Origin of the sequence: Maribacter sp. UBA3344 (genome assembly GCF_002362375.1) — a bacterium.
GTDB lineage: Bacteria > Bacteroidota > Bacteroidia > Flavobacteriales > Flavobacteriaceae > Maribacter > Maribacter dokdonensis.
Window position 1 is genome coordinate 1 of the sequence record NZ_DERI01000012.1, and the last position, 25,584, is coordinate 25,584.

Below are 25,584 nucleotides of genomic sequence, written 5' to 3' on the forward strand. Positions count from 1 at the left end.
GGGAGCAGATGGAAATGACGGTGCAACCGGTGCGACTGGGCCACAAGGTCCGGCAGGTCCAGCGGGAGCAGACGGAAATGACGGTGCAACCGGTGCGACTGGGCCACAAGGTCCGGCAGGTCCCCAGGGTCCAGCAGGTCAGGATGGTGCAACGGGACCACAAGGTCCAGCAGGTCAGGATGGTCAAGATGGTCAAGATGGCGCAACAGGTCCCCAAGGTCCAGCAGGTGATCCTGCAACTGATGACCAAACATTGGCAACAACTGGAGCTGCAGGCCAAATATCAATTTCTGGTGGTAACGCTATTACCTTGAATGTAAATGATGCTGATTCAAATGCATCAAACGAAATTCAAACTATTACGTCTACTGATGGTTCGGTAACGGTTACTCCAAATGGAATCAATTATAACCTATCTGTGCCAACGGCAAACGGAGCAGAAACCATAGTGGAAGCGGCACCGGATACAGATATCAGTGTTACTGGAACTGGTACGTCGGCTGATCCATATTTAATTGCCAATACAAGACCGGATATTTTCTATCCACCTTCTATTGAGGTAGATGTGGCAACAACGGGTACAGGTAGAACAATTGATTTACATGCGGAGTATTTAGCTCAGTACGGTACACCGGCAGTGGTTAGCGCAGGTGCCCCAACAGCAATACCAACTTATGCGAATAATGAATTGTATTATTATGTAACATATTATGATACAACTGTATTTGCAAATGTTAGTGTAAACGCTACGGGTATAATGACTTACGATGTTATAGCGGCTCCAACAGATTATAATACACTGATCAATGTAGTTTTTGTAGCTCAATAATTAGCTAATTGAAACAAAGATCCCAAATCGATTTGAAAAAAAATTATACATATAGAACTATAATCCTAGGCATTGTTTTTACAGTGCTGGGGATTTTTGTCTCAAACGCGCAGTTTTTATTGCAGGCTCCAACAGATAGTGATCAAAATAACTTTCGTTGGTACGAAGCCTCGGATACTGCAACAGTTTTGGGTACAGATTCTTTTTACGAAGTAACCCAACCTGGTATTTACTTTGCAACATACGATGGTACTTTATGTGGTTCTAATGCAACGGGTTATTTTATTGTAACGGATTGTAATAATCCTGAGAATGAAGTAACCATGGATATTACCAACAATGTATCTACCGGAGCTACGGTAAATTGGAGTCCGGCTATTACGGGAGACCAATTAAGGCCAATGGTAACTGCAACCGATGCTGTTGTAAAATATACGGCGATGGTAACCAAGGCGGGCAATACGTTCAACCTCCCTAATTTTACTGTGGTTTGTTTACCACAAGCAGCAGACTTAGAAGACGATTTTGTAACCACTGATGAAGAAGTACCTGTAGTTATAGATATTTATGGTAATGATGCCGATTTACCCGATGTTGGTGCTTTAACAGCGACCGATCCTTCTAATGGTTCGGTAACCATTGATGATGGTGGTACACCCAATGATCCTTTAGATGATATTGTAACCTACACTCCAGATACAGATTTTAATGGTACCGATAGTTTTGACTATACCATTTGTAATGCTTATGGAGATTGTAGCACAGCTACAGTAACCATTGAAGTTTTACCGGTTTTAGATACCAACGATGATTCCATTGCAATTGATATAAATGCAATTACTGCCATAGATACATGGCAATTGAACGATAATGATTTGCCAACAGATGGTTCGTTCAGTGTTACACAACCCACCAATGGTTCTGTTACCGTTGATGATAATGGTACGCCAAATGACCCATCAGATGATATTCCTACGTATTTTCCTAACAATAATTACTTAGGTACAGATGCTTTTGACTATACGGTTTGTGATACTGTTGGTAACTGTAGTACATCAACCATTACAATTATGATAAATCCATTAGGTGTAGATATGGATAGTGATGATGATGGTATTGTAGATAGCTTTGAAGATTTAAATTTAGATGGTGATAACGATCCATCTACCAACCCGACCGATACGGACGGAGATGGATTTCCGGATTATTTGGATATCGATGCAGATGGCGATGGTATACCCGATAATGTTGAAGCTCAGGCAACTACTGAATACATTCCGCCATCAGGGATCGATGCGAATACCAATGGTTTAGATGATGCCTATGAAGCTAATGGTTTAACTGGAATATTCCCAGTAGATACAGATGGAGATAACCTGCCGGATTATTTAGATGAGGATAGTGACAATGATAATGTGCCGGATGCTATAGAAGGTCATGACTATGACCATGACGGTATTCCAGATGTTGTAGCAATTGGTTCTGATAAGGATAATGACGGTTTAGATGATGGATATGAAGGAGCAATTTCTGTAGATACCGATGTCAACGATGAAATTGATGACCCGTATGCACAACTTCCTAATACCGATAGTGATGAAGAATCAGATTATAGGGATACGGATGATGACGATGATGGTATTGAGACTCGTGATGAAGATTTAAATCTAAACGGGGATTATGCGGATGATGATACGGACGGTGATGGTATACCTAATTATTTGGATTCAGATTTAGGTCAATTAGAAGAAGAAATTGAAGTTTTCAACGTTATTACACCTAACGGTGATGGTATTCATGATGTTTTAAGAATAAACGGATTGGAAAATTATCCTAATAACACCTTGAAAATCTATAACAGATGGGGAGTATCGGTTTATATGACCAAGGCATATAATACAGAAGGTAATGTCTTTGATGGTACTTCTGAAGGAAGGGTAACAGTAGATGTTGATCGTAAATTACCGGTAGGTACATATTTCTATATACTGGATTATGAACTGCCTAATGGAGAAACCGAAACATTGTCTGGTTACATATATATAAATAGATAAGAACAATGCTTAAAGATTTTATATACAATAATAAAGTGCAACTACTAAAACGGGTTTTCACCATAGTGATGCTTGGTCTTGGGGTATTTTGTTACGGCCAGCAAGACGCGCAGTACACTCAGTATATGTATAATACCATTAGTGTGAATCCTGCATACGCCGGCTCTAGAGGGCATATAAGTATAGGTGCTTTACATAGATCTCAATGGGTGGGCTTAGATGGTGCACCAACTACACAGACTTTTAATGCACATTCCCCAATTGGATATAGAGGTGTAGGCTTAGGACTTTCTATTGTTAATGATGAAATAGGACCTACGTCAGAAACTAATTTTGATATCGATTTTTCATACACCGTATGGACTTCAACCGAGGGTAGATTAAGTTTTGGTTTAAAAGCAAGTGCTAACTTGTTGGATATTAGGTTTTCAGAATTAAATCAATATACTACAGATCCTACTTTACAGCAAGATATAGATAATAGACTTTCGCCAAATATTGGAGCGGGAGTATACTATCATACAAATAGGTTTTATGCGGGTTTGTCCGTACCCAGATTTCTAGAGACCACACACTTTCAAGGATCAAATTTATCTACGGCAAAAGAACAAATGAACCTTTATTTGATTACCGGATATGTTTGGGATTTAAACGAATTTTTAAAATTTAAGCCAGCACTACTTACCAAAGTGGTAAGAGGAGCACCTTTACAAGTAGATTTATCGGCGAACTTCATGTTGAACGATAAATTTATTTTAGGAGCGGCCTATAGATGGGATGCCGCCTTTAGTGGTATGGCTGGGTTTAATGTATCAAACAAATTTTTAATTGGTATAGCATACGATAAAGAAACAACGGAACTTGGTAATACAGCTTTTAACGATGGATCTTTTGAAGTTATTTTCAGATATGATTTCATAACTACCAAGAACAATTTAAAATCTCCTCGTTTTTTCTAGTATTTTCTTTTTATACATCATTACGTAAAATAAGTTAAAGGCCTTATTTTTACGTTATGAAGGAAGAACAGGTAATTCTCGTAAATCAAGATAACGAACAAATTGGTACCATGCCCAAAATGGAAGCCCATGAAAAGGCGGTGTTGCATAGGGCATTTTCAGTATTTATTGTAAATGACAACGGAGATATCATGTTGCAACAAAGAGCGGCATCAAAATATCATTCTCCATTACTTTGGACCAATACATGTTGTAGCCATCAGCGCGTTGGTGAATCCAATATTGAAGCCGGCAAAAGAAGGTTGCAGGAAGAAATGGGATTTCAGGCTGAATTGAAAGAGTTATTTTCCTTTATATATAAAGCTCCTTTTGATAATGGATTAACGGAACATGAATATGATCATGTTATGTTAGGTAGTTTTAATTCAGAACCTAACATAAATCCTGATGAAGTAGAAGCCTGGAAATGGATGTCACCGGAAGCTGTAAAAGAGGATATTTCTAAAAATCCCAACGATTATACAGCGTGGTTTAAGATTATCTTCGATAAGTTTTACGAACATTTATTTAATACGCCGGCGTAATGATGAAGGTCAAGGTAAGTAGAAAAGCACATTTTAATGCAGCCCATAGATTATATAGGAAAGATTGGGATGATAGTAAAAACATTGAAATTTTCGGTAAATGTAATAACCCTAATTTTCATGGTCATAACTATGAAATGGTTGTGAGCGTAACAGGTGAAATAGATCCAGAAACAGGTTTTGTAATGGATATGAAGGTGTTAAAAGATTTGATCAAAGTTGAGATTGAAGATTATTTAGATCACAAAAACCTTAATGTTGAGGTAGAAGAGTTTAAAAGCTTAAATCCTACGGCTGAGAATATTGCAGTAGTTATTTGGAAAAGATTGCGTTCGCATATTCAAAAAAGTCATGAGCTTGAAGTGGTTCTTTATGAAACACCTAGAAACTATGTTACATTTTCCGGATAAATTTAAAATGTAAGAAAAAACTTTATTTTTCGTTATTAGTTTAATTTAGTAGACCAACAAAAAAACAATCAATGATACATCCATTAAAATTTAAGCCTATTTTAAAAGAAAGGCTATGGGGAGGCACCAAATTAAAAGAGGTGTTTGGAAAACCAATAGAGAGTGATATTACTGGTGAAAGCTGGGAATTATCTACCGTACCAGGAGATATTTCGGTGGTGACCAATGGAAGCTTAGAAGGTAAATCGCTTCAAGAATTAATAGATTCCAATGGCGAGGAGTTGTTAGGGAAAAGCGTTGTTGAGCGTTTTGGAAAGGAATTTCCCATTTTAATAAAATTCATTGATGCAAAACAAGACCTATCTATTCAATTGCACCCAAATGATGCCTTGGCAAAAGAACGTCATAATTCTTTTGGTAAGACAGAGATGTGGTATATTATGGATGCAGATCCTAAGGCAGAGCTTATAGTTGGTTTCAATAAAGATGTTACCAAAGAAGAATATGCTGAAAGTGTTGCTAATGATACCCTACTTGATCTTCTTAATTATGAGCAAGTTAAAGAAGGGGATACATTCTTTATCAATACCGGAAAAATTCATGCTATAGGGGCAGGGGTAATGTTGGCAGAGATTCAGCAAACTTCAGATGTTACCTATCGTGTTTTTGATTTCAATAGAAAAGACAAAGATGGAAACCTTAGGGAGTTACATACAGACTTGGCATTAGATGCTGTAGACTATGAAAAGAAAGACGATTTTAAAGTTTCTTATAGCCAGGAAAAGAATGAAGTAAATACCATGGTAGATTGCCCATATTTTAAAACGAACTTTATTGAGCTTACTGAAAACTTGGAATTGGATACGGTAAATAGAGATTCGTTTACCATTTTTATGTGTGTTGGCGGTGAAGCTAAGATCAGTACTGCAGAAGGTGAAGTAGCTATTAAGAGTGGCGAAACGGCACTATTACCAGCATCTACACAGAAAATTTCATTACAATCTACAGGAGCTAAATTGTTAGAGGTTACTATTTAAGCTGTAATTAACAATACGGCAAACCAAAAATTGTACTTTTGTAAAAAATAATTAGAGATGGCAAGTATTAAAAATTTAAAGAAAGATATTAATAATGTTCTTGGTGACATTATAGAAGGTGTTTATATAGTAGAGGCAACCAACGGTACTACGCATTCAAAAGAGGGTACTGCCATTATTGATGAGGCAATAGCTACATTTGATGAATTGGTAGCTAAAGTCAATAAGAATGATGTTGAGAACAAAAAAGCACATTTCAAAGAAGTAAGAAGTGATTTGGAAACAAAAGCAACTAAATTGGTAGAGGACCTAAACAAGTTGGCTTAATTCAAAATTCCTTTAGAAATAAAAAAGCATCCTGATCATTAGGATGCTTTTTTATTTATACCAATTTGGTAAGTGTATTAATTCTTTCCAAGTAGTGCAGCTAGCTCTTTACCATATTTAGATGCCGCCACCTCTGGTGATAGCACACTATAAATAGAATCTAAATATTTTTTGTTGGCATCTGGTATTTCCTTAAGTGCAACATAAGGCGCAATAAAGGATGATTTGTTGTTAAGAGCAAAATTGATGGCAAAAGCATAGCCGCGTTGTAAATTTCTATTGCTGATATTTTCTAGGGAATCAATACTCACAGCACTTACGTCACCCTTTGCTTGCGCGGCATTCATCATAATTTCAATATTTCTCTTATTAATGCCAGACATGGTCTCTCTGTATTCTTCAAGTCTTTTTTGAGTTTCAGAGCCGGTAATTTTAGCTGTGGTATCAAATGTATTCCAATCGGAATTTATGGTCATCGTACCTGGTTCCGCAAAGAAAGTAATACGGTCATTGATATCGTTGTTATCTTTCTTATCTAAATACAGATAAAATATTTCAGGACTGGATAATTTGGTTTTGAAAGAGAAATTTCCATCTCCGTTAATGGCAACCGAATCTACAGTAATTAAAACTGAATCTGGTACATGTTGCAGGTAAAGCGTACCTTTTTTTAAACCTTTTATTTTACCGTTTACAATTAGGGTTTCTTTTGTGTTATCACCACAAGAGCTCAACGCCAATAGTGCAGTGATTACGAATAATATTTTCTTCATTCTTCTGATTTAGGGCGCAAATATCTATAAAATTTGATAATTAAGAACGCCAACTTTTTAATTTGTTAGTAACTAAGGTCTGTTTATAAGCTTGAAGCCACTTCCATCAAATATGCACATAGCAATGCGCCACCTGTACCTACAACGTAGCCTAAAACGGCCAATAATACTCCTACCGAGGTCAATGAAGGGTGAAATTCAGCAGCTACAACAGGTGCAGAAGCAGCGCCACCAACATTCGCCTGACTACCTACCGCTAGAAAGAAATACGGAGCTTTTATCATTTTAGCCACTAATATCATTAATCCTGCGTGAATGCTGATCCAAATAAAACCAACGGCGATCAATCCTGGATTTTCAAGAACTTTGCCAAGGTCCATTTTCATACCAATGGTGGCAACCAAAATATAAATGAACATTCCACCAATTTTGCTGGCACCCGCCCCTTCATAATTTTTAGCTTTGGTGAAAGAAAGTGCTATACCTAAACCAGTAGCGATAACCACCATCCAGAAAAAACTAGAACCTAAGAAAGATAAAAAACTTTTTTGGTCGCTTACTACATCAAAACTACTGGTTAAATATGTGCTCATGTAATCACCAAAAAAATGAGCGATACCTACTGCTGTAAATGCCAAGGCAAGCATAATCATATAATCGTTCAAGGTAGGTACACGGGTAATTTTCTCCGTAAACTCGGTCACCTTTATTTTTAAGGTTTCAATAGCAGAAGTATCAGCCTTTAACCATGTATCAATTCTTTTGGTTTTACCAACTCCTAATAAAACAATGGCCATCCAAACATTGGCTACCACAATATCAATTAATACCATACCACCATATTTTTCAGGGTTATATTGAAAAATTTCTAGCATGGCAGCTTGGTTGGCACCACCACCGATCCAACTACCGGCAATTGTAGATAGTCCCCTCCAAATAGCATCAAAATCGTTACCGCCAACTGTATCGGGTGAAAAGATAGATACAATAAGAATAGCAATGGGACCACCGATAATAATACCTGCGCTACCGGTCAAAAACATAATAATTGCCTTAGAGCCTAAGTTGCTAATAGCTTTAATATCTATACTTAAGGTCATAAGTACCAAGGCAGCCGGTAAAAGATATCTACTTGCCATAAAGTATAAATTGGAGATTTCATCGGAAACTATGCCGGTACTTGTCAGTATTGCAGGTAATAAATAGCACATAAGAACAGCCGGGACTATGGAATAAAACTTGCTCCAGAAGCCCGTTTTTTTATTTGAGGTGTAAAAGATGAAACCTAAGCACAGTGCTAAAAGTCCAAAAACTACAGTGTCATTTGTTATAATGGGCTGGGCAATTAAGTGTGGCATATACATATAGGTAAGTTGCTAATTTCAAATATAGTTAATTCACTAAGTTTTCTGCAATGTAATGCGCTACACCATCTTGGGTGTTTTCTAATGTTATATAAGTTGAAATAGCTTTTACTTCTTCTCTTGCATTTGCTACGGCAACACCGCAGCCTACATTTGAAAGCATATCTATATCATTATAATTATCTCCAAATGCGATTACATCTTGCAATGATTCATGGTCTTTTAATAGCAGCTGTATAGCAGATAGTTTTGAAACTTCTTTTGGAGCAATCTCAATTAAAGTATCGTTAGAACGGTAAAGATTCAGTAATGCACCCAATTTTTCATTAAGAATAGGCATTAATTCATCTGCACTTTCTTTAGTACACATAAGCATAATTTTGTGAGCACCTATTTTTCGTTCATTCCAGTCGCTTAAAGTAGTATCGGTATCTTGAAAAGTAGGGGTAGATTTAGTGTATTTAATTTCTTTTTCTACACGTACCGATGTTCTTGGAACGTACCATTCATTTTTATAATATAGTCCTAAGTCTGCATTAAGCCCTTTACACAACAAATAAATTTGGTTTAAAACGGAAATAGGTATGAATACAGATGTAATTTCAGTATTGCCAGATAGTACCAAAGCGCCATTATAACATATTATAGGCTGTTCTTTAATACCTAAATCTTCTTGAATGTAATACATAGCACTGGGCATTCTTGCGGACACTAGTATTATGTTGGTTTCATGTTTAATTTTATTGATCTGTTCAATAAGATATTTAGAAACGTCACTTTTAGAAGATAGCATTGTACCATCTAAATCTGAGCATAGGAATTTGAATTTCATTTTAAATATTTAACCAGTAGGTAAGTTTTAAGTTGATAGAACGATATTTGGGTTCAAACGAATTGACAAAATAATTGTCATTATACACTATAAATAAATCTGACAATGGAGCAAAACGCCATTGCAACCTAGAGTTAAAACCTAAATTATCTCTTTGGTTACTATATTGTACCAGCGTAGACCAAAATATAGACTTGCTAAAGGTAACATCTATTTTAGGACTAATTAGCCAAATATCTGTACTTGAATAGGGTTCCGGTAACGATATTTTATCATAGTTCATGGCCAATGACAAAAAAACTTTGGGTTGAAATCTTAAAAACATTTCAGCTCCCAAAGAAAATCTATCTCCATTAAAAAAGCTTCCTAACGTAGGTTCAATGCTATAAGCAAATCTTTTTCTGCTGTCAGATTGGTATTCCAATGAAATAAAATTATAATGATAGCCAAGCATTTCGGGTAGTGGTATGGCATCATCTAAGTTGGTAGGGTCAAAATCTTCGAATAAATAGGTGTAGGAATGGGTGTATGATACATTTATTTCTGATTGGTCATTAAATTTAGATTCCCAAGCCCCCATAAGGTCATAGTCTGTATGTAAAAAATCATTTTCTGGACTCCAGGTCAACACTGGGAAAAATTGAAAACTGTGACTCTGTAAAGCACTGTTTTCCGGCCAAAAGACACGCTCAAACATTGTGGCTGTCTTAAAAATATCTGTTCTACGAATAAAACCAAGATCGGATCTAAAGTCTTCACCTATATAAACTAAGTCCTCAAAAAAATTCCAGTTTCTAGAATTGTATTGCATAAATGCTCCTGACGAAAGATTTGCCTTGCCTGCATCATGTGCAAATGATTTATGTAGATAGAATTTACCATTCCATATATTGTTATCCGATATCAAATTATAATCAATACCGGCAACCCTATTATAGCGATCTTCATCATCTTGAAAATCATAGTCCTTAAACGTTTGTCTATTGATAAAGAACATTCCAATATTGGAACGTCCAAAAACATTTTGCTGAAGCGCCAACATGGTGTTGTTGTTCGAAGCTATATTTTCTTCAATATCTTCAGCGGTCTGTAGATTTAGAAAACCCAATCTAAGCCCTTTATTGATCTTGCCGCTTAAACGTACACCGCCAATTATTTTATTTTCTATAGTATTGTCTGCAGTATCTTTGACTATACCTATACGTCTTGAGAAGAACGGATTTGCATCTCTACCACCACCAAAGCTGCCAAAAAGGTCACTGTTGTCAATAAAGAACTGTCTTTTTTCGGGCAGGGAAACTTCAAATCTGGTGAGGTTCGTAATCTGGTCGTCTACCTCTACTTGAGAAAAATCGGGATTTACCGTAACATCTAAATTCATACTATTGCCAATGGCAATTTTGGCATCTCCACCTACATTAAGTTTTGTATTGGCTTCATCCAATTCAAAGTCCTTTTGTGACCCCATATTTATATACGGAATAACAGCAAGTGGCGTACGGAATTTACCCAATGGTTGTTCAAAAATCATATCACCCATAAAGGTGAGACCGTAAATATTCTGATTTTGGGGAATATTTGTCCAAGTACTGTTCTCGTTAGATTGTGTATCAAATCTATAACTATTAAAACGCCATTTTGTTTCCCCTTCTTTAAACTTGAAGGCAGTTAATGGTATAACCATTTCAGAAGTGTAGTAATCTTCATATATTTTAGAATCTCCCCTCCATTTCACATCCCATGAAATAGTAAATCCGTTAAGGTTTAGTCCACCACCTGAAACTAGTCCTTCTCGTCTTACACCGTAAGGGTTTATACCGAATAAAAAAGCATTGTTTCCATCATTGAAAGTATCAAAGAGCAAGGTAATGTTATCACTGTTGCCAGCTCTAAAATCTCGTTTTAACGATTGTATCGAATAATCTTGCCCAGCTGTGTAAATGGTTATTCCAACGTAAAGATTCTTGTCGTCATAAAGCATTTTAATTTCTGATTGCTTTTTAGATTGTACAGAATCTGTTGGGAAGTATTGCCAAAATTTATCCGCTTTGTCTGCCTCTATCCATACGGGTTCATCAAGAATACCATCGGGAGTTATGTTGGCGGTTATTTTTTTTACAACAAATGATTTATCGTTGGTTTGGGCATTTAAAAGTATGCAAAAAAGTATAAGCACTAAAGTACTTAGGTATTTGGTCATTTTGGTAAAAGTTTGGTAGTCAACCAAATTTAAGTTTTTGTTTGTTAAATAAGTTGTACAACTGTAATAAAAACACAAAAAATGTAACTAAAACCGAATTTTAATACCTGAATGATTTTAACCTTTAAACTTTTTACTCTTCTTTTTATTGGGGTTCTTAAATAGACGTTTAAAAAAACCATCGCGCTTTATTGGGTCGCAATTTAAAGCTTCTTGTACCGTAACAGTCGGTTTTGGAAAGGTCGGTTTTGTATATGTATTAAATTGCTTGTCCTTATTCAATTCTTTCATCCAAAGTCCAAACAAGGGTAGGGCGGCATTGGCACCTTGTCCAATGCTTGTATTGCTAAAACCAATTTCGTGTTGATCTAGGCCTACCCAAGTAACATGAACAAGTTTAGGGGTAAGGGCAACAAACCAAGCATCTTTATTATTCTGTGTTGTTCCGGTTTTACCGGCAATATCATTTTTGAGTCCATAGGTGCTTCTAAGTCTAGCTGCAGTTCCAGAATTAACGGTAGATTTCATCATTTCTATCATTATTTGTCCGGTTTCTTTTGAAAATGCCGATTTTTCGTTCAATTCAGGTTTAAATTCAACTAAAACCGAATCCCTATGATCGGAAATACTTTTAATCAAGTTGGGCTCAATATGTTTTCCATTATTGGTATAGCTGGTATAGGCCTTTGCTAAATCAATGATTTTTATTTCTCCCGTACCAAGTGCAATAGAAGCTTCTTTAGGAAGTTTACTATCAATGCCCATATTTTTTGCCATGAGAAGAACGTTTTCAATTCCGGCCTTTTCCAGAACTTTTACGGCAATAGTATTGATAGAGTTGCTTAGCCCTTCTTCCATAGAGTAGTTGAGGTACGCTTCATCCTTATTTCCAGAATTGGATGGCGACCAACCTTTTAAATTATCATATGCTATTTCTTCTGCAGAGAAATAGGTGCAGGGAGAAACGCCTTGGTCAACCGCAGTAGTGTAGACTATAGGTTTAAAAGTAGAGCCTACCTGGCGTTTACTTTGAGAAATGTGATCGTATTTATATTGCTCAAAATTAATACCGCCAACCCATACCAAAATATCACCATTTGTGGGGTCTACTGCAAGTGAACCGGTATTTAAGAATTTGGTGTAGTGTTGAATACTATCCATAGTACTTGCCATTAGTTCTTCGTCACCTTGCCAAGATTTAAAAATTCTCTTTTGCTTGTCTTTAGATAGGCTATCAATAATCTGCTTATGAGTTAATCCGGATTTTTGTAATCTTTTATAGGTAGAAGTTCGCCTGGCAATTTTTTCCATCAACTTTTTATCCTTTAACCATGGTGCATTGGTACCGTAGCTTTTTTCAAAACTATTTTGAAGCTTAGACATATGTTCTACCATTACATCTTCAGCTAATTGTTGCATCTTGTAATTAAGTGTAGTGTAAATTTTGAGTCCAGAGGTATAGATATTATAATCTGTTCCACTTTCATTCTGTTCAGCGATCCAACGTAACATTTTTCTACGAACTTCTTCCCTAAAGTAGGGTGCAATACCAGCGTTGTAATCAAATTCCCTATAATCTAGATCAAGGTCTTCTTGAGAAAATTTTGTAACCTGTTCTTCCGTAATAAAATCATTGTTGTACATGGCACGTAATACCAAATTACGTCTGCCCAAGCTTTTTTCTGGAAAAATTCTAGGGTTGTAGCCATACGTAGCTTTTAACATACCAACCAAAGTGGCAGCTTGTGGAGCAGAAATATCCTTGGTTCTGGTATTAAAGAATTTAAGGGCAGCGCTTTCTATGCCAAATGTATTATCACCAAATGAAACGGTATTTAAGTAATTGGTCAGTATTTCTTTTTTAGAATAAGTTTTCTCCAATCGTTTGGCAATGATCATTTCCTTGACCTTATTGACAACTATATTTGTTTTATTTCTTTCATTTCTTGGGTACAGGTTTTTAGCCAACTGCTGAGTTAGTGTACTACCTCCGCCAGATGAATTATCTCCCAAAAGTATAGTTTTAAAACCTACCCGAACAAGACTTCTAATATCAATACCAGAGTGCTCATAAAAACGTTCGTCTTCAATGGCGACTAAGGCATGAATTAAATGCTCTGGAAAATCCTCGTACGCCACCGGTTGCCTATCATATAAATAATATTTACCAATCAATACACTATCTGCGGTAAATACTTCTGATGCCATTTGATATTGAAAATTGGAAAGCTCCTTTTTTGAAGGAATTTTTCCCCATAACCCAATATTTATACTACCGATAAAAAGCATAAACAATGCAAAAAGACAGAGAATACCTAAGCCTATAATTTTAAGTAATCCTTTTTTTCTATTTGTGCTGCTACGTTTCTTCTTCATCATTTATGCAAGTTCTGATATAAATTTAATCTTACCAAGTTTTAACAATACCTTAAATTCTGATGTACTATTTTTGGGCAAAATTTAGACGATGAAGTATATCTTTTTTTTATTGGTACTAGCGGCCAATGTTACATTTGCAAATGATATGTATTGGTCAAAAACCGGGCATAGGGTAGTAGGTGAAGTTGCAGAGCAGCATTTGACTAAAAAAGCAAAGAGAGCGATCAATGATTTATTGGAAGGTGAAAGTTTGGCCGCTGTTGCAAATTTTGCAGATGAAATAAAATCTGATCGTGCCTATCGTAAATTTAGCGCATGGCATTATGTAAACATTCCTTTTGGGAAAACTTATGATGAAATAGAAAAGAACGAATATGGTGATTTGGTACAAGGGGTGAAAACCTGTTTGGAAATCATTAAGGACAAGAATAGTAGTAAGGAAGACAAGGCATTTTATCTTAAGTTTTTGGTTCACCTTATTGGTGATTTACATCAACCTATGCATGTAGGTAGGGCAGAGGATAAAGGAGGTAATGATATACAATTGCAATGGTTTGGCAATGGTACCAATTTGCATAGGCTTTGGGATTCCAATTTGATAGACGAAAATGGAATGAGTTTTACAGAGCTTGCTGTGGAATATCCTAAAATGTCCAAGCAACAAATTAAGTTTTTGCAAAAAGGAACTTTGTTAGATTGGGTTGAAGAATCTCACTTATTGGCAGAGAAAGTATATGCCTCAGTAGAGGTTGGGGAAAAATTAAGCTACCGTTATAGTTACGACTGGTGGCACACCGTAGAAGATCAATTGCAAAAAGGAGGCGTTAGGTTAGCGGCGGTTTTAAATGAAGCTTTTAAATAATTAGCGCTTAGATATTTTATTGCTAGAGATGTTTCGTTGTCTAGAACATCGAAATCTATCCGTATCATCTGTACGAAGTTTGGCGTGTTTTGTAGCACGACCTTGAACACGTTTACGCCACATTCTAAAACTGCTTGGTTTCATTTCGCGACGCATAACTTCAATGGTTTCTTGTTCGCTAATACCAAATTGAAAAGTTATGGCTTCAAAAGGAGTACGGTCTTCCCAAGCCATTTCAATAATACGGTCTAATTCTCTTTCTGTAAATTCTTTATTCATAGCGTGATAAAGGTACTACATGATATGATAAAGTAGAAACTTGTTCATATTTTGTTGTAGCTCAAAAAAAGTAAACAATAGGATAAAAAAATAAATCCGGATAGTGTATGAAAACACCATCCGGAAGCTGTAAAATTTTGATACTATATATAAGGTATAAAACTTACACCAAAACATTCTTTAATTCATTTCTATATTCTGAGGGGTTTTGCCCTGTAAATGCCTTGAACGATTTATTAAAATGAGAAAAGTTGTTGAAACCACATTCAAAACAAACTTCAGTAATGCTTAATGGTTTTTCCGCCAAAAGTTTAGAAGCGTGTACCAAACGGTATTCATTTACAAATTGTACAAAGGTCTTATTGGTGATCTTTTTAAAGTATCTACAGAAAGAGGGTATGGTCATACTGACCATAGATGAAATTTGCTCTAAGGTAATTTCTTCCCTAAAGTTATTCTTGACAAAATTAAAAACGATATTTATCCTGTCATTATCCTTTACATCTGTAGCAAAAGAGAATCCTTCTGCGTTCAACAAACGCATATCGTCAGAATTTCCGAGGTCGTTCAATATATTAAGTATGGAAAGTAAGCGCTGAAAATCCGTCTGATATTCTAACACTTCCATTTTGTCACCAATCTTTCTTTTGGTTTTTCCAGAGAAAGCAATACCGCCACTGGCGCTGTTAAAAAGCTTTTCAATTTTCTTCATTTCAGGAATCTTAAAGAAATCTGTTCCAAGAAAATCGGTTTTCATTTGCACAACGGTTTCACTGGTGTTACCGGTAAGTGCATCGGTAAACCCGCAATGTGGTAAATTACTACCTATTAATATAAGGTCGCCATTTGTATAATAAGATACGTGACTACCTATTTGTCTCTTTCCTGAGCCACCATTAACATATACCAGTTCTAGTTCTGGGTGGTAATGCCACAGGTTATTTCGGTTAATTCTGTTCTCATCAAACTTTTGGTAAGTAAATGAATGACCAAAATCGGGCTTTATGGCTTCAAATGTAGGTTTATGTTTTACCATGGTAATACGTGTTTGTATTATAAAATTAAACATCAAGTTTTAGATGTTCTTTGCAAAATTAACTAAAATATGTGTAATCTTAACATAGGGGTAATAACGAGTATGTAAGTAGGTTAAAATAGAACATAAATTGGGAAAATATGATGTAGTAAGAGCTTTATAACGGCTGTATGTTTGTAGTGTAAATTATAATGAACCCGTAAAATAATTTATTATGAAAAACCTAGTAAAATTCACAACAGTTGTTGCCTTTATGTTCGCTACAGTAGCAGGCATGGCAAGAGAGCCAAAGTTAAACCTATTATCTGCAGGAAAAGCCAAGAGTGTGGTTTTAACGATGGATGCATCTTCTAACGGTGTACAGGTTAAGTTAATGGATTCTGATTTAAATGTTATTTATTCAGAGAAAATGACACAGGGTCATTTTAGCAAGAAATTAAATTTAAAAGATTTGACAGATGGTGTATACTTCCTATCTGCCGATGATAATATGACAAAATATTCATATACTATTGTTTTAGATAACAATGATGTGAAAATCGTAGAATCTGATGAAGATATCAAGCCTTTCTTTAGAAAGACCGATAACATGATCTTCATGAACTATTTAAACTTAGACAAGTCTAAATTATCTATAAAGATATACGATACAGAAAGTAGAACAGTATTTACACAAGAAGTAGCAGACGAAATGATCGTTGAAAAAGCTTTCAATTTCGCAGATGCTTTCCCAGGTACTTACACTGTAACAGTGAAGTCAGCTGGTAAAACATATACTGAAGAGTTTGTTGTTAATTAAGTTGATTTAAGTTGATTAAGAAGGGGACGGGAGCGTCCCCTTTTTTGTTTTCTATACTTTTAAGTACGTAAATGCCCAGTACATAAGGGCAAATTGTATTGGTAGTCGCAATAAAAGTGCCCATTTAGGAAAACCGGCACTGGCCTTTTCACTAGACAACATATAAAAGTGAACCAATAAAAATACTGCTAACATCGCTATTATACCATAAATAGCAAGGTCTTTTGTTTCTTTGAAAAACAACCCTACACCTAAAATAATTTCAGCAATACCACTTAATAAGACTAAAGCTTTATGAAACGGAAGGTACCTGGGCATTATTCTCAGATATACCTTGGGTTTTATAAAATGTAAGGTACCTGCAATAATATAAATTGTGCCCATTACATATAAATGCCAAGGATATGTCATAAGTGAATAAAGTTATGCTTTTGTATTAGCTGAAATCCAGTTCATTATTTTTTCTTCTAGAAGTGCTAATGGAACACAGCCAACTTCAAGAACTTTTTCATGAAAAACCTTGATGTCGAAATCTTTACCAAGGTTGGCTTCAGCTTTTGCCCTAAGTTCTAAAATTTTAAGCTGCCCTATTTTATAGGACAAGGCTTGACCAGGGTTTGCCATATATCTTTCAATCTCTGCAGTAATGCTAGCTTCTGATTCAGCCTCGTTATCCAAAGAATATTGAATTGCTTTTTCCCTAGACCACCCTTTAGAATGTAGACCGGTATCTACCACCAAACGAACAGCACGATGCATTTCTGCACCAAGCATCCCAAAATATTGGTAAGGGTCCGTGTAAAGTCCTAATTCTTTACCTAATGATTCTGTATATAATGCCCAACCTTCACCATAGGCACTGTACCAAAGGGTCTTTCTAAACTGTGGTAAACTTTCATTTTCTTGTGTCAATGAAATTTGAAAGTGGTGACCCGGTATAGCTTCATGTAAAAACAAATCTTCATCAGAATACGTATTGTAAGAAGTAACATCTGGTATGGGTACATAGAAAATACCTGGTCTTGTGCCATCTAAAGATCCAGGATTGTATTCTGCGCTGGCCGATGCTTCTCTGAAAGCCTCTGTTCGTCTAACCTCGAACGGAGTTTTGGGTTGTTTACTGAACAAGGCATTTACCTTTGGCATCATTTTTTTATGAATGTCGTTAAAATTATCAATAACCTGTTGGGGGTCCGTAAATGGCATTAACTCTTTTTTAGTGCGAACTTCATTAAAAAATGCTTTTAGATCCCCTTTAAAGCCAACTTGTTTTTTAACGCTTTCCATTTCGGCACTAATTCTGGCAACCTCTTTTAACCCAATTTCATGAATTTCATCTGCCGTTAAATTAGTGGTAGTGTATAATTTAATTTGGTGCGCATAAAAAGCATCTCCATTGGGTATACCTTGTATACCACTGGTTTCTCTGCCGGCATTTAGATATTCGGTAGCCATAAAATCATGCAATTCTTTGTAGGCAGGAATAATTTTGTTGTTAATGATTTTCGTATAGGTATCCGTCAACCTTAATTGATCTGATTCGGTAAAATCAGCTGGAAAGTTTTTAATTGGAGAATAAAATAAGTTGTTTTCTAACTTGGTATCTTCAACACTGGCTAACTGCGGTAAAACTTTTTTGATAAGTGATTTTGGCAGAACATTTTTTGCCTTTATACCCTCTTGCATTTTTGTTTTTGCAGATTGAAGCCATACCACATAATCTTCTAAACGCTTGCTCCAGTTTACATAGTCGTCGGTTGTTTTAAATGGCTGTGCACTTGTACCACCTGCTAATTGCCCCATCATAAGATTCATTGACCACATCTGATCAATAGGCGTATAATTTTCAAAAGCAAGACCTTCTAAATTAACCTTACACTCCCATTTAAGAATTGCTTTGGACATTTGCTCACTTTCAGAAAGTTTTGCGTCTTCAAATTTTTCAGCTCTTTCTAAATACGTTTGGTAATAGTTTACCAATTCCTTCTTAAACGAATCAGAAAGAAAATTAGGTAGGGTGTCATTATATCTATTATCACCTTGAAAAGTGGCGTTCAGCGGATTCAGTTTTAATCCGTCGTCATAATAATGAGCCAATAAAGTTATGAAGCCAACATTATGAACGGTAGGATTTGTAGAAACCTCTCCATTAGTTTTTAGTTGGGCTTGGGTATAAAGCCCAGTTATTAAGGCAAATGCAATTATTATCTTTTTCATTAAGAAGGATATTAAAAATTAAGATAAGTACTTTTTGAACCTATCTTTCTTGTACTGTGGTACAAATTCGTTGTTCATGAACAGTTCAAGTAAATCTCTTGATTTAACTTTTGAGAACATTAGTTCATAAAATTGCTGAATGGTTAAAGTGTTTTTAGATTGCTCAACTAAAATTATCTCATCACCTTTTGTTACGCTACCTTCCTTTAAGATTTTAACGTAAGTGCCCGGGTGGTTATGGTCAATAAATTCTTTTAGTATTTTTTGTGATCCAAATCTAACTCCTAGTTTATAACAAGGTTCACGTGGTTGGGTAATTTGTACAATAGCCTCGCCAATTTTGTAAATATCCCCAACACGTACTTTAGATTCATCTAAGCCATCTACGGTTAGGTTTTCACCGAACATGCCCCAGTCCCATTTCAAATCCGGGTAGCGGCTTTTCCAATAATCATAGTAATCGGCAGAAAAAAGGTAGCACGCTTTATTGGAACCGCCATGATGTACACGGTCAATAACCGTATCGTTCTTAACATCATTTTCAGTTAAAAATAACGATGTAGATGTTGGGTATTTAAAGATGCCGGTTTGCTCATTGGCACCGTTCCATTCAAAAGTAACCGGGTCTCCTAAATTTGTAGAAATCACCTTCATGCGGTGAAGATAAAAAAAGCACCAATAAATATGGTAATAGGTTTACTTAAAGTTGACCAAACTGTTATTAAATTGGTTGAAAACAGGTTGTGTGAATCGTTAATCAACGATTTTAATACTTAAATTTTACAAATTTCTAAATTCAATAATAAGCTATAGTCTTAATTGGTTAATATGGTATCAGCTGCTATTCTGTTATTTTGAGTATTAGATGATGAAATGTTCTCTGGAAAGTACCAGAAGGGAATGTTAACTAATACTTTTTCAATAGTCTTAGATTCTGAATCCAATTTATTTTCTTTTGTTGGTCCGGTAATAGTCAAAATGTGTTTTCCTTCATCTAAGTTTTTAATATTTAAATAAGTTTCAAAACCCATTCTGTCTTTTGCATTTGTGCTGATGATAAAATCACTTTTAAATAAGTTGGAATCTATTCGTATTGTGTAGATTTCGTTAACAGTTTCAAGATACTTTTTTAGATTTAATGAATCTTTAGTTCCGACAGCATCATTGTAGCCACTTTTAAAATCAATGGTTAATGAAGATTGAAATCCTCTCCTGTCTTTTTCAGGCTTTAATTTTTTGTTTCGATCATAAATGAAATCCTCCATTTCTTTATTATGTAATAGAAATAATTGGAGATAATTTGTTTCAATTAATTTTGAAGGTAAGGAAGCAATATTTATAAAACTGCCTTCTTCTTTAGATAGATCATTATAGTGTTCATTTAGTATTTGATATTGAGAAGAATTATTTCTTTTACTTAAATAATTCGAATTTTCATATTCTAATGAAGCGAGCGTGACAATAATTATATAAATGGGAAGTAAAATAAAACTTAAGCGTTTACCCAATTTATTGTCTAAAAAATTATAAGCTAATGGACGATATAAAAATGATAAAGTAAGTTTACTGAACACCCAATAGATAGGGAAATATAATGTTGATGTCCATTTTTTCTTTTTTAAAAACCCTTGACCCAAAAAGTCAATAAAAACTAATATAGATGAAATAAAAAATGGAATTATGAATGTAATAATTATAGTTCGTATTGCCCATTTTGGAAGAAAAGTAAGAAGTTCGAAACTTTGAATAATTAAAACGAAACTAATGGTTACTGTAAAAAATCCGATAACATAAAATATCATTAAAAATGAAGCTGCAAAAATGATACTGCAATAGGCTTCGAGGCTGGCTATGTAACGGTCAAATGATCCAACTTTTTTCTTTAAATACGAAGTAAATTTTTCTGAATAATTAAGTGTTGAATAATTAATGTCTCCGGATACATATCTTAAACCTATGGCACCTATCCATAAACCTCTTAAAAGTACGTGGATAATTAAATTAAAGGTAAAAATCTGGCAACATATAAGTAGAATTGCCCAAAATTGTCCAAATTCATCTGCTCCCGCAATTACGCTTTCCGATGCTTTTAACTCTAAGGGTTCGTTTGCTGCAAACAGACCATAAATTGCAAAACCAGAGATAATCAATTCTAATTGCCAACTTTCTTGTTGTAACTTATCCAGTAATTTTTTGAAATTGACGCTTCGGTAGTTAGTGCTCATTTAATTCTTAGTTTCTTTACTGAAAGATAACAACATTTAACAAAAAAGCCACTACAAAAAATGTAGTGGCTCTTATGAAAATTATAGGAAAAGGAACTTACTTCACCATCTCATAACTACGTTTAATAAACTCAGTTAATGCCTTCCCTTTAAGTAAGCCTTTGGACAACTTTGCCAAGTCAAGTGATTGATTGATCAATCGTTCTTTTTTCTTCGCTGTTTTTGTATTTAAAAACTCGCTGACCAATGGGTGATTGGTATTGACGATAAGGTTGTACATATCTGGCATAGCTCCCATACCGAACATACCACCGCCGGTCTGCTGCATTTCTTTCATACGGCGCATAAACTCAGGTTCTGTAATGGTGAACGGAGAAGCGTCACTATCCATTGCTTCCAATTGAACGGTAAAGCTTTTATCTGTAATAGCTTCTTCCAATTCTTTTTTCAAAGTCTCTTTTTCTTCATCTGAAAGTTTAGAGATTTGAGTTTCCTCTTTTTGGATCAACTTATCTATATGGTCTGCATCTACACGAGCAAAAGATATGTTCTCTTTAGAACCTTCAAGTTTTTGCATTAGGTGACCAATAATTGGTGAGTCTAATAGCAATACTTCATAGCCTTTAGCTTTTGCTGTTTCAATATAGCTGTGTTGCGCTTCTTTATCGGAAGCATACAGAATTACGGTTTTACCATCTTTATCTGTCTGTGCATCTTTAATTTTTTCCAATAGCTCATCATATGTAAAGTATGAACCATCTACGGTTGGGTAAAGTGCAAATTTATCTGCTTTGTCAAAGAACTTATCTTCGGACAACATTCCGTATTCAATAACGATTTTGATATCGTTCCATTTAGCTTCAAAATCTTCTCTGTTGTTTTTGAACAAAGAGTTTAGTTTATCGGCAACTTTTCTGGTGATGTAAGAAGATATTTTCTTAACGGCACCATCAGCCTGTAAATAAGAACGAGAAACGTTTAACGGAATATCTGGAGAGTCTATAACTCCACGTAACATAGTCAAGAATTCAGGAACAATACCTTCAACGTTATCTGTTACGAAAACTTGATTTTGGTATAACTGAATTTTGTCTTTCTGTACATTAAGATCATTTGTTAATTTAGGGAAATACAGAATACCCGTTAAGTTAAAAGGATAGTCAACATTTAAATGAATGTTGAATAATGGCTCCTCAAATTGCATTGGGTACAATTCTCTGTAGAATTCTTGGTAATCTTTTGCTTCTAAATCAGCCGGTTGTTTTGTCCAAGCTGGGTTAGGGTTGTTAATGATATTATCTACTTCTTGGGTAGGAGCTGGGTCATCTTCTTTTGCATCTTTCGGTTTCGGTAAAGTTTCCGTTTTCATTCCAAATTTAATTGGAATAGGCATAAACTTGTTGTACTTGCTTAACAAACCGCTGATCTTGCTGTCTTCAAGAAACTCGGTTGAGTCTTCTGCGATATGAAGAATTATTTCTGTTCCACGGGTTTCTTTTTCTGCCGGTTCCATTACAAACTCCGGAGAACCGTCACATGACCAATGTACCGCAGGTTCGTCCTTGTAACTTTTTGTAATGATCTCTACTTTATGTGCTACCATAAATGCAGAATAGAATCCTAGACCAAAATGACCAATAATTCCAGAATCTTTTGCAGTATCTTCATACTTGTTCAAAAACTCCTCTGCGCCTGAAAATGCTACTTCGTTAATGTATTTTTTAACCTCATCTTCTGTCATACCAAGACCTTGGTCAATGATATGAAGTTTTTTACCTTCTTTATCCGCCTTAATTTCAATGATGGGGTTGCCATACTCTACTTTGGCTTCTCCAATAGAGGTCAAATGCTTTAATTTTAAAGTTGCATCTGTTGCGTTAGAAACGAGTTCTCTTAGAAAAATTTCATGATCACTGTACAAGAATTTCTTAATCAGTGGAAAAATGTTGTCTACCGACACATTAATTTTACCTGTTGCCATTTTTTATATGTTTTATGCCACATTCATCGTGGCCATTGTTAAATGTTTGCTTCACGGGTAAGGACAAAAAAAATACCATAGTAGGTAAGAGTGACAAACTGACAGTTGAAGGGTCGTAAAAGTTTAACAAATATTTTTGTTTAATTTTTAAGTAAAAAAGTTAAACATAATGTATATTTGTTCTGTGATTGGGAATAATTGCTATGAAAAAGTTTTTCAAACACAATCACACGTTGATTATTTATTGGTTAGGTTGTTAAGAACGTGTTACTGCTAGGTGGCACGTTCTTATTACAAAACCAACATGAACTATTTTCTACTGTTCATTTTTTCTGCCATTTTTAAATAAAAAGATATGTGCGCTAAAGCTAAAAAGGTTACTAAAGAAGTTATAATAGCCAAGTTTATGGATTATGTTTTGGAGCATGAACATTTGCCAAAAACGGTCTATAAGTTCTGTAAGGTCAATGCAATTGAAGAAGCGGATTTTTATTTGTATTTCGGTTCTATCGAGGCTTTGAAGAAGGGAGTTTGGAATTCCTTTTTTGAAAATACAATCAATGTCATAGAAAAAAATGCAGATTATCAATCATATGCCAATAGAGATAAAATGCTTACGTTCTTCTACACTTTTTTTGAGGTTTTGACCTTGAATAGAAGTTATGTATTGTACATCATGGAACGTGAAGAGAGTCCTTTGAAAAATCTAGCCCAATTAAAGGATCTTAGAAAAAATGTAAAAGATTACGCCAAACGTCTTATTACAGAAGGAAATGAGCAAAAGACTAGTAAAATAACAAAGCATAATCCACACTTGTTTTCAGAAGGGGCTTGGTTGCAGACCTTATTTTTAATGAATTTTTGGAAATCGGATGATTCTACAGCTTTTGAAAAAACAGATGTCGCCATTGAGAAATCTGTTAATACAATTTTTGATGTTTTCGATAATACACCATTAGAGAATATCCTAGATTTTGGAAAATTTCTTTATAAAGAAAAATTTGCCTAATGTAATCTAAAGGTTATGAAAACACTTGATAAAATACCTACCGGGAAGATAGAAAGAGCAAGTAAACTAGTAAAGACAGGCGCTAAAATAGGAGGTAACTATGCTAAATATTTTGGTAAAAAAATCATCAATCCAGAAACTACCAAAGATGAGTTGAACGAAGACAATGCGGCAGATATCTATGATGGGTTAAAATCTTTAAAAGGTAGTGCCCTAAAGGTAGCTCAAATGCTGAGCATGGAAAAGAATTTATTGCCCAATGCCTATGTTGAGAAGTTTTCATTATCACAATTTTCAGTTCCCCCTTTATCTGCACCTCTGGTTAGAAAAACCTTTAAAAAATATTTAGGTAAGTTTCCTGAAGAGGTTTTTGACTCTTTTGAAAAAGATTCTATAAACGCAGCAAGTATTGGTCAGGTCCATAAAGCTACAAAAAACGGTAAGACCTTGGCGGTAAAAATTCAATATCCAGGTGTTGCACAAAGTATAAGTAGCGACCTAGCTATCGTTAAGCCTATTGCCATTCGTATGTTTAATTTACAGGGTAAGGATTCGGATAAATATTTTAAGGAAGTTGAACATAAACTTGTAGAGGAAACAGATTATATTTTAGAAGTTGCTCAAAGCAAGGAAATAACTGACGCTTGCAGGGTAATTCCCAATATAAATTTTCCAAATTATTATGCTGATTTATCTAGTGAGCGTATTATCACTATGGATTGGATGAGCGGTAAGCATTTGAGCGAGTTTACAAAGACTAATTTTGAACCAGAGACAGGTGATAAGTTGGGGCAGGCTCTTTGGGATTTTTATATGTACCAGATCCATGCTTTACGAAAAGTGCATGCAGACCCGCACCCGGGCAATTTTTTGGTCAGTGAAGACCATGAACTTATTGCTATAGACTTCGGATGCATAAAAGAGGTGCCAGATGCTTTTTATGTTCCTTATTTTGAATTGGCTGATCCAAAAAATATTTCCGATGATAAAATATTTACTGAAAAATTGTATCAACTTGAAATTTTGATGCCTACGGATACTCAACAAGAAATAACGTTTTTCAAATCTATATTCCACCAACTCTTAAGTTTGTTTACATCACCCTTTCATAAAAAAGATTTTGATTTTGGTGATGAGGTTTTTTGGGTTAAGATTGCAGATTTGGGCGAGCAGTTTTCATCGGATAAGCAAATAAGAAAGATGAATGGTAATAGAGGGTCCAAACACTTTTTGTATATGAACAGAACTTTTTTTGGTCTGTATAATTTACTTCATGATCTAAAGGCGAATATTAAGGTCGATAACTATAAAAAGTACCTTTAAGTAGGTAACAGTTATAACAAGTGTTGGTTATATTTTTAATGTGATTTCTTAATAGTTGTTTATATTGCAACACTAATTCAACCTGAACGATCAGGATTAAAAAAT

Annotated in this window: 23 protein-coding genes; 11 read left to right on the forward strand and 12 right to left on the reverse strand. The window is 35.1% G+C overall.

The genetic code is table 11. The features are described from left to right. The 7 genes from B2Z27_RS09265 to B2Z27_RS09295 all read left to right on the forward strand — a co-directional run. On the forward strand, positions 1-829 hold an 829-nt coding region (locus tag B2Z27_RS09265; protein ID WP_286813444.1), incomplete at its 5' end, for a hypothetical protein. Between the two features lie 32 nt (positions 830-861). Continuing rightward, entirely contained in the window at positions 862-2,883 is a 2,022-nt protein-coding gene (locus tag B2Z27_RS09270) for a gliding motility-associated C-terminal domain-containing protein (RefSeq protein ID WP_286813445.1), read from the forward strand. A gap of 5 nt (positions 2,884-2,888) precedes the next feature. Next, positions 2,889-3,842 carry a PorP/SprF family type IX secretion system membrane protein gene (locus B2Z27_RS09275; RefSeq protein WP_074669746.1) on the forward strand — a complete coding sequence of 318 codons (954 nt, stop codon included), beginning with the start codon at positions 2,889-2,891 and terminating at the stop codon, positions 3,840-3,842. Between the two features lie 56 nt (positions 3,843-3,898). Further along, positions 3,899-4,426 (forward strand): isopentenyl-diphosphate Delta-isomerase, encoded by a 528-nt coding sequence (gene idi, locus B2Z27_RS09280; protein ID WP_210707616.1) that lies wholly within the window; start codon positions 3,899-3,901, stop codon positions 4,424-4,426. Between the two features lie 2 nt (positions 4,427-4,428). Then, complete coding sequence (locus B2Z27_RS09285; RefSeq protein ID WP_286813631.1) at positions 4,429-4,836, forward strand: 6-pyruvoyl trahydropterin synthase family protein; 408 nt, start codon at positions 4,429-4,431, stop codon at positions 4,834-4,836. 74 nt (positions 4,837-4,910) lie between these two features. Further along, positions 4,911-5,873: a type I phosphomannose isomerase catalytic subunit gene (locus tag B2Z27_RS09290; protein WP_286813632.1), complete on the forward strand. Its 963-nt coding sequence runs from the start codon at positions 4,911-4,913 to the stop codon at positions 5,871-5,873. Between the two features lie 57 nt (positions 5,874-5,930). Continuing rightward, positions 5,931-6,200, forward strand: a complete 270-nt coding sequence (locus B2Z27_RS09295; protein ID WP_058105671.1) for a hypothetical protein — start codon at positions 5,931-5,933, stop codon at positions 6,198-6,200. Positions 6,201-6,277: 77 nt separating this feature from the next. Here B2Z27_RS09295 and B2Z27_RS09300 read toward each other — a convergent pair whose 3' ends face one another. The 5 genes from B2Z27_RS09300 to B2Z27_RS09320 all read right to left on the reverse strand — a co-directional run bounded on the left by B2Z27_RS09300 (position 6,278) and on the right by B2Z27_RS09320 (position 13,748). Further along, positions 6,278-6,973: a DUF4369 domain-containing protein gene (locus B2Z27_RS09300; RefSeq protein WP_286813446.1), complete on the reverse strand. Its 696-nt coding sequence runs from the start codon at positions 6,971-6,973 to the stop codon at positions 6,278-6,280. A gap of 83 nt (positions 6,974-7,056) precedes the next feature. Next, a complete protein-coding gene (locus B2Z27_RS09305) occupies positions 7,057-8,331 on the reverse strand; it encodes a DUF819 domain-containing protein (RefSeq protein ID WP_286813447.1) in 1,275 nt (424 codons plus the stop codon). A 34-nt stretch (positions 8,332-8,365) separates the two neighbouring features. Next, positions 8,366-9,169, reverse strand: coding sequence for a Cof-type HAD-IIB family hydrolase (locus B2Z27_RS09310; protein WP_210707618.1), 804 nt, complete (start codon positions 9,167-9,169; stop codon positions 8,366-8,368). 1 nt (position 9,170) lies between these two features. After that, positions 9,171-11,369, reverse strand: coding sequence for a DUF5916 domain-containing protein (locus B2Z27_RS09315; protein WP_286813448.1), 2,199 nt, complete (start codon positions 11,367-11,369; stop codon positions 9,171-9,173). A 117-nt stretch (positions 11,370-11,486) separates the two neighbouring features. Continuing rightward, positions 11,487-13,748, reverse strand: a complete 2,262-nt coding sequence (locus tag B2Z27_RS09320; protein WP_286813449.1) for a transglycosylase domain-containing protein — start codon at positions 13,746-13,748, stop codon at positions 11,487-11,489. A gap of 88 nt (positions 13,749-13,836) precedes the next feature. Here B2Z27_RS09320 and B2Z27_RS09325 point away from each other — a divergent pair, with 88 nt between their 5' ends. After that, positions 13,837-14,610 (forward strand): S1/P1 nuclease, encoded by a 774-nt coding sequence (locus B2Z27_RS09325; protein ID WP_286813450.1) that lies wholly within the window; start codon positions 13,837-13,839, stop codon positions 14,608-14,610. On the opposite strand, the gene B2Z27_RS09330 is transcribed toward B2Z27_RS09325, so the two are convergent. Next, entirely contained in the window at positions 14,611-14,889 is a 279-nt protein-coding gene (locus B2Z27_RS09330) for a TIGR03643 family protein (RefSeq protein WP_286813451.1), read from the reverse strand. A gap of 163 nt (positions 14,890-15,052) precedes the next feature. Beyond that, a complete protein-coding gene (locus B2Z27_RS09335) occupies positions 15,053-15,925 on the reverse strand; it encodes an AraC family transcriptional regulator (protein WP_058105794.1) in 873 nt (290 codons plus the stop codon). Between the two features lie 214 nt (positions 15,926-16,139). Here B2Z27_RS09335 and B2Z27_RS09340 point away from each other — a divergent pair, with 214 nt between their 5' ends. After that, positions 16,140-16,724, forward strand: a complete 585-nt coding sequence (locus B2Z27_RS09340) for a hypothetical protein (protein ID WP_058105678.1) — start codon at positions 16,140-16,142, stop codon at positions 16,722-16,724. A 51-nt stretch (positions 16,725-16,775) separates the two neighbouring features. Here B2Z27_RS09340 and B2Z27_RS09345 read toward each other — a convergent pair whose 3' ends face one another. The 5 genes from B2Z27_RS09345 to htpG form a co-directional block, all read right to left on the reverse strand. Continuing rightward, a complete protein-coding gene (locus B2Z27_RS09345; RefSeq protein ID WP_286813452.1) occupies positions 16,776-17,135 on the reverse strand; it encodes a DoxX family protein in 360 nt (119 codons plus the stop codon). A 12-nt stretch (positions 17,136-17,147) separates the two neighbouring features. Beyond that, positions 17,148-18,941, reverse strand: a complete 1,794-nt coding sequence (locus B2Z27_RS09350; RefSeq protein WP_286813453.1) for a DUF885 domain-containing protein — start codon at positions 18,939-18,941, stop codon at positions 17,148-17,150. An 18-nt stretch (positions 18,942-18,959) separates the two neighbouring features. Next, positions 18,960-19,595, reverse strand: coding sequence for an MOSC domain-containing protein (locus B2Z27_RS09355; RefSeq protein WP_286813454.1), 636 nt, complete (start codon positions 19,593-19,595; stop codon positions 18,960-18,962). Positions 19,596-19,756: 161 nt separating this feature from the next. Then, on the reverse strand, positions 19,757-21,166 hold the full coding sequence (locus B2Z27_RS09360; RefSeq protein WP_286813455.1) for a hypothetical protein: 1,410 nt from the start codon (positions 21,164-21,166) through the stop codon (positions 19,757-19,759). A gap of 97 nt (positions 21,167-21,263) precedes the next feature. Next, positions 21,264-23,147, reverse strand: coding sequence for a molecular chaperone HtpG (gene htpG / locus B2Z27_RS09365; protein ID WP_286813456.1), 1,884 nt, complete (start codon positions 23,145-23,147; stop codon positions 21,264-21,266). Positions 23,148-23,502: 355 nt separating this feature from the next. Here htpG and B2Z27_RS09370 point away from each other — a divergent pair, with 355 nt between their 5' ends. Next, entirely contained in the window at positions 23,503-24,156 is a 654-nt protein-coding gene (locus B2Z27_RS09370; RefSeq protein WP_286813457.1) for a TetR family transcriptional regulator C-terminal domain-containing protein, read from the forward strand. 15 nt (positions 24,157-24,171) lie between these two features. Next, positions 24,172-25,479, forward strand: coding sequence for an ABC1 kinase family protein (locus B2Z27_RS09375; protein ID WP_286813458.1), 1,308 nt, complete (start codon positions 24,172-24,174; stop codon positions 25,477-25,479). Positions 25,480-25,584: the final 105 nt, after the last annotated feature.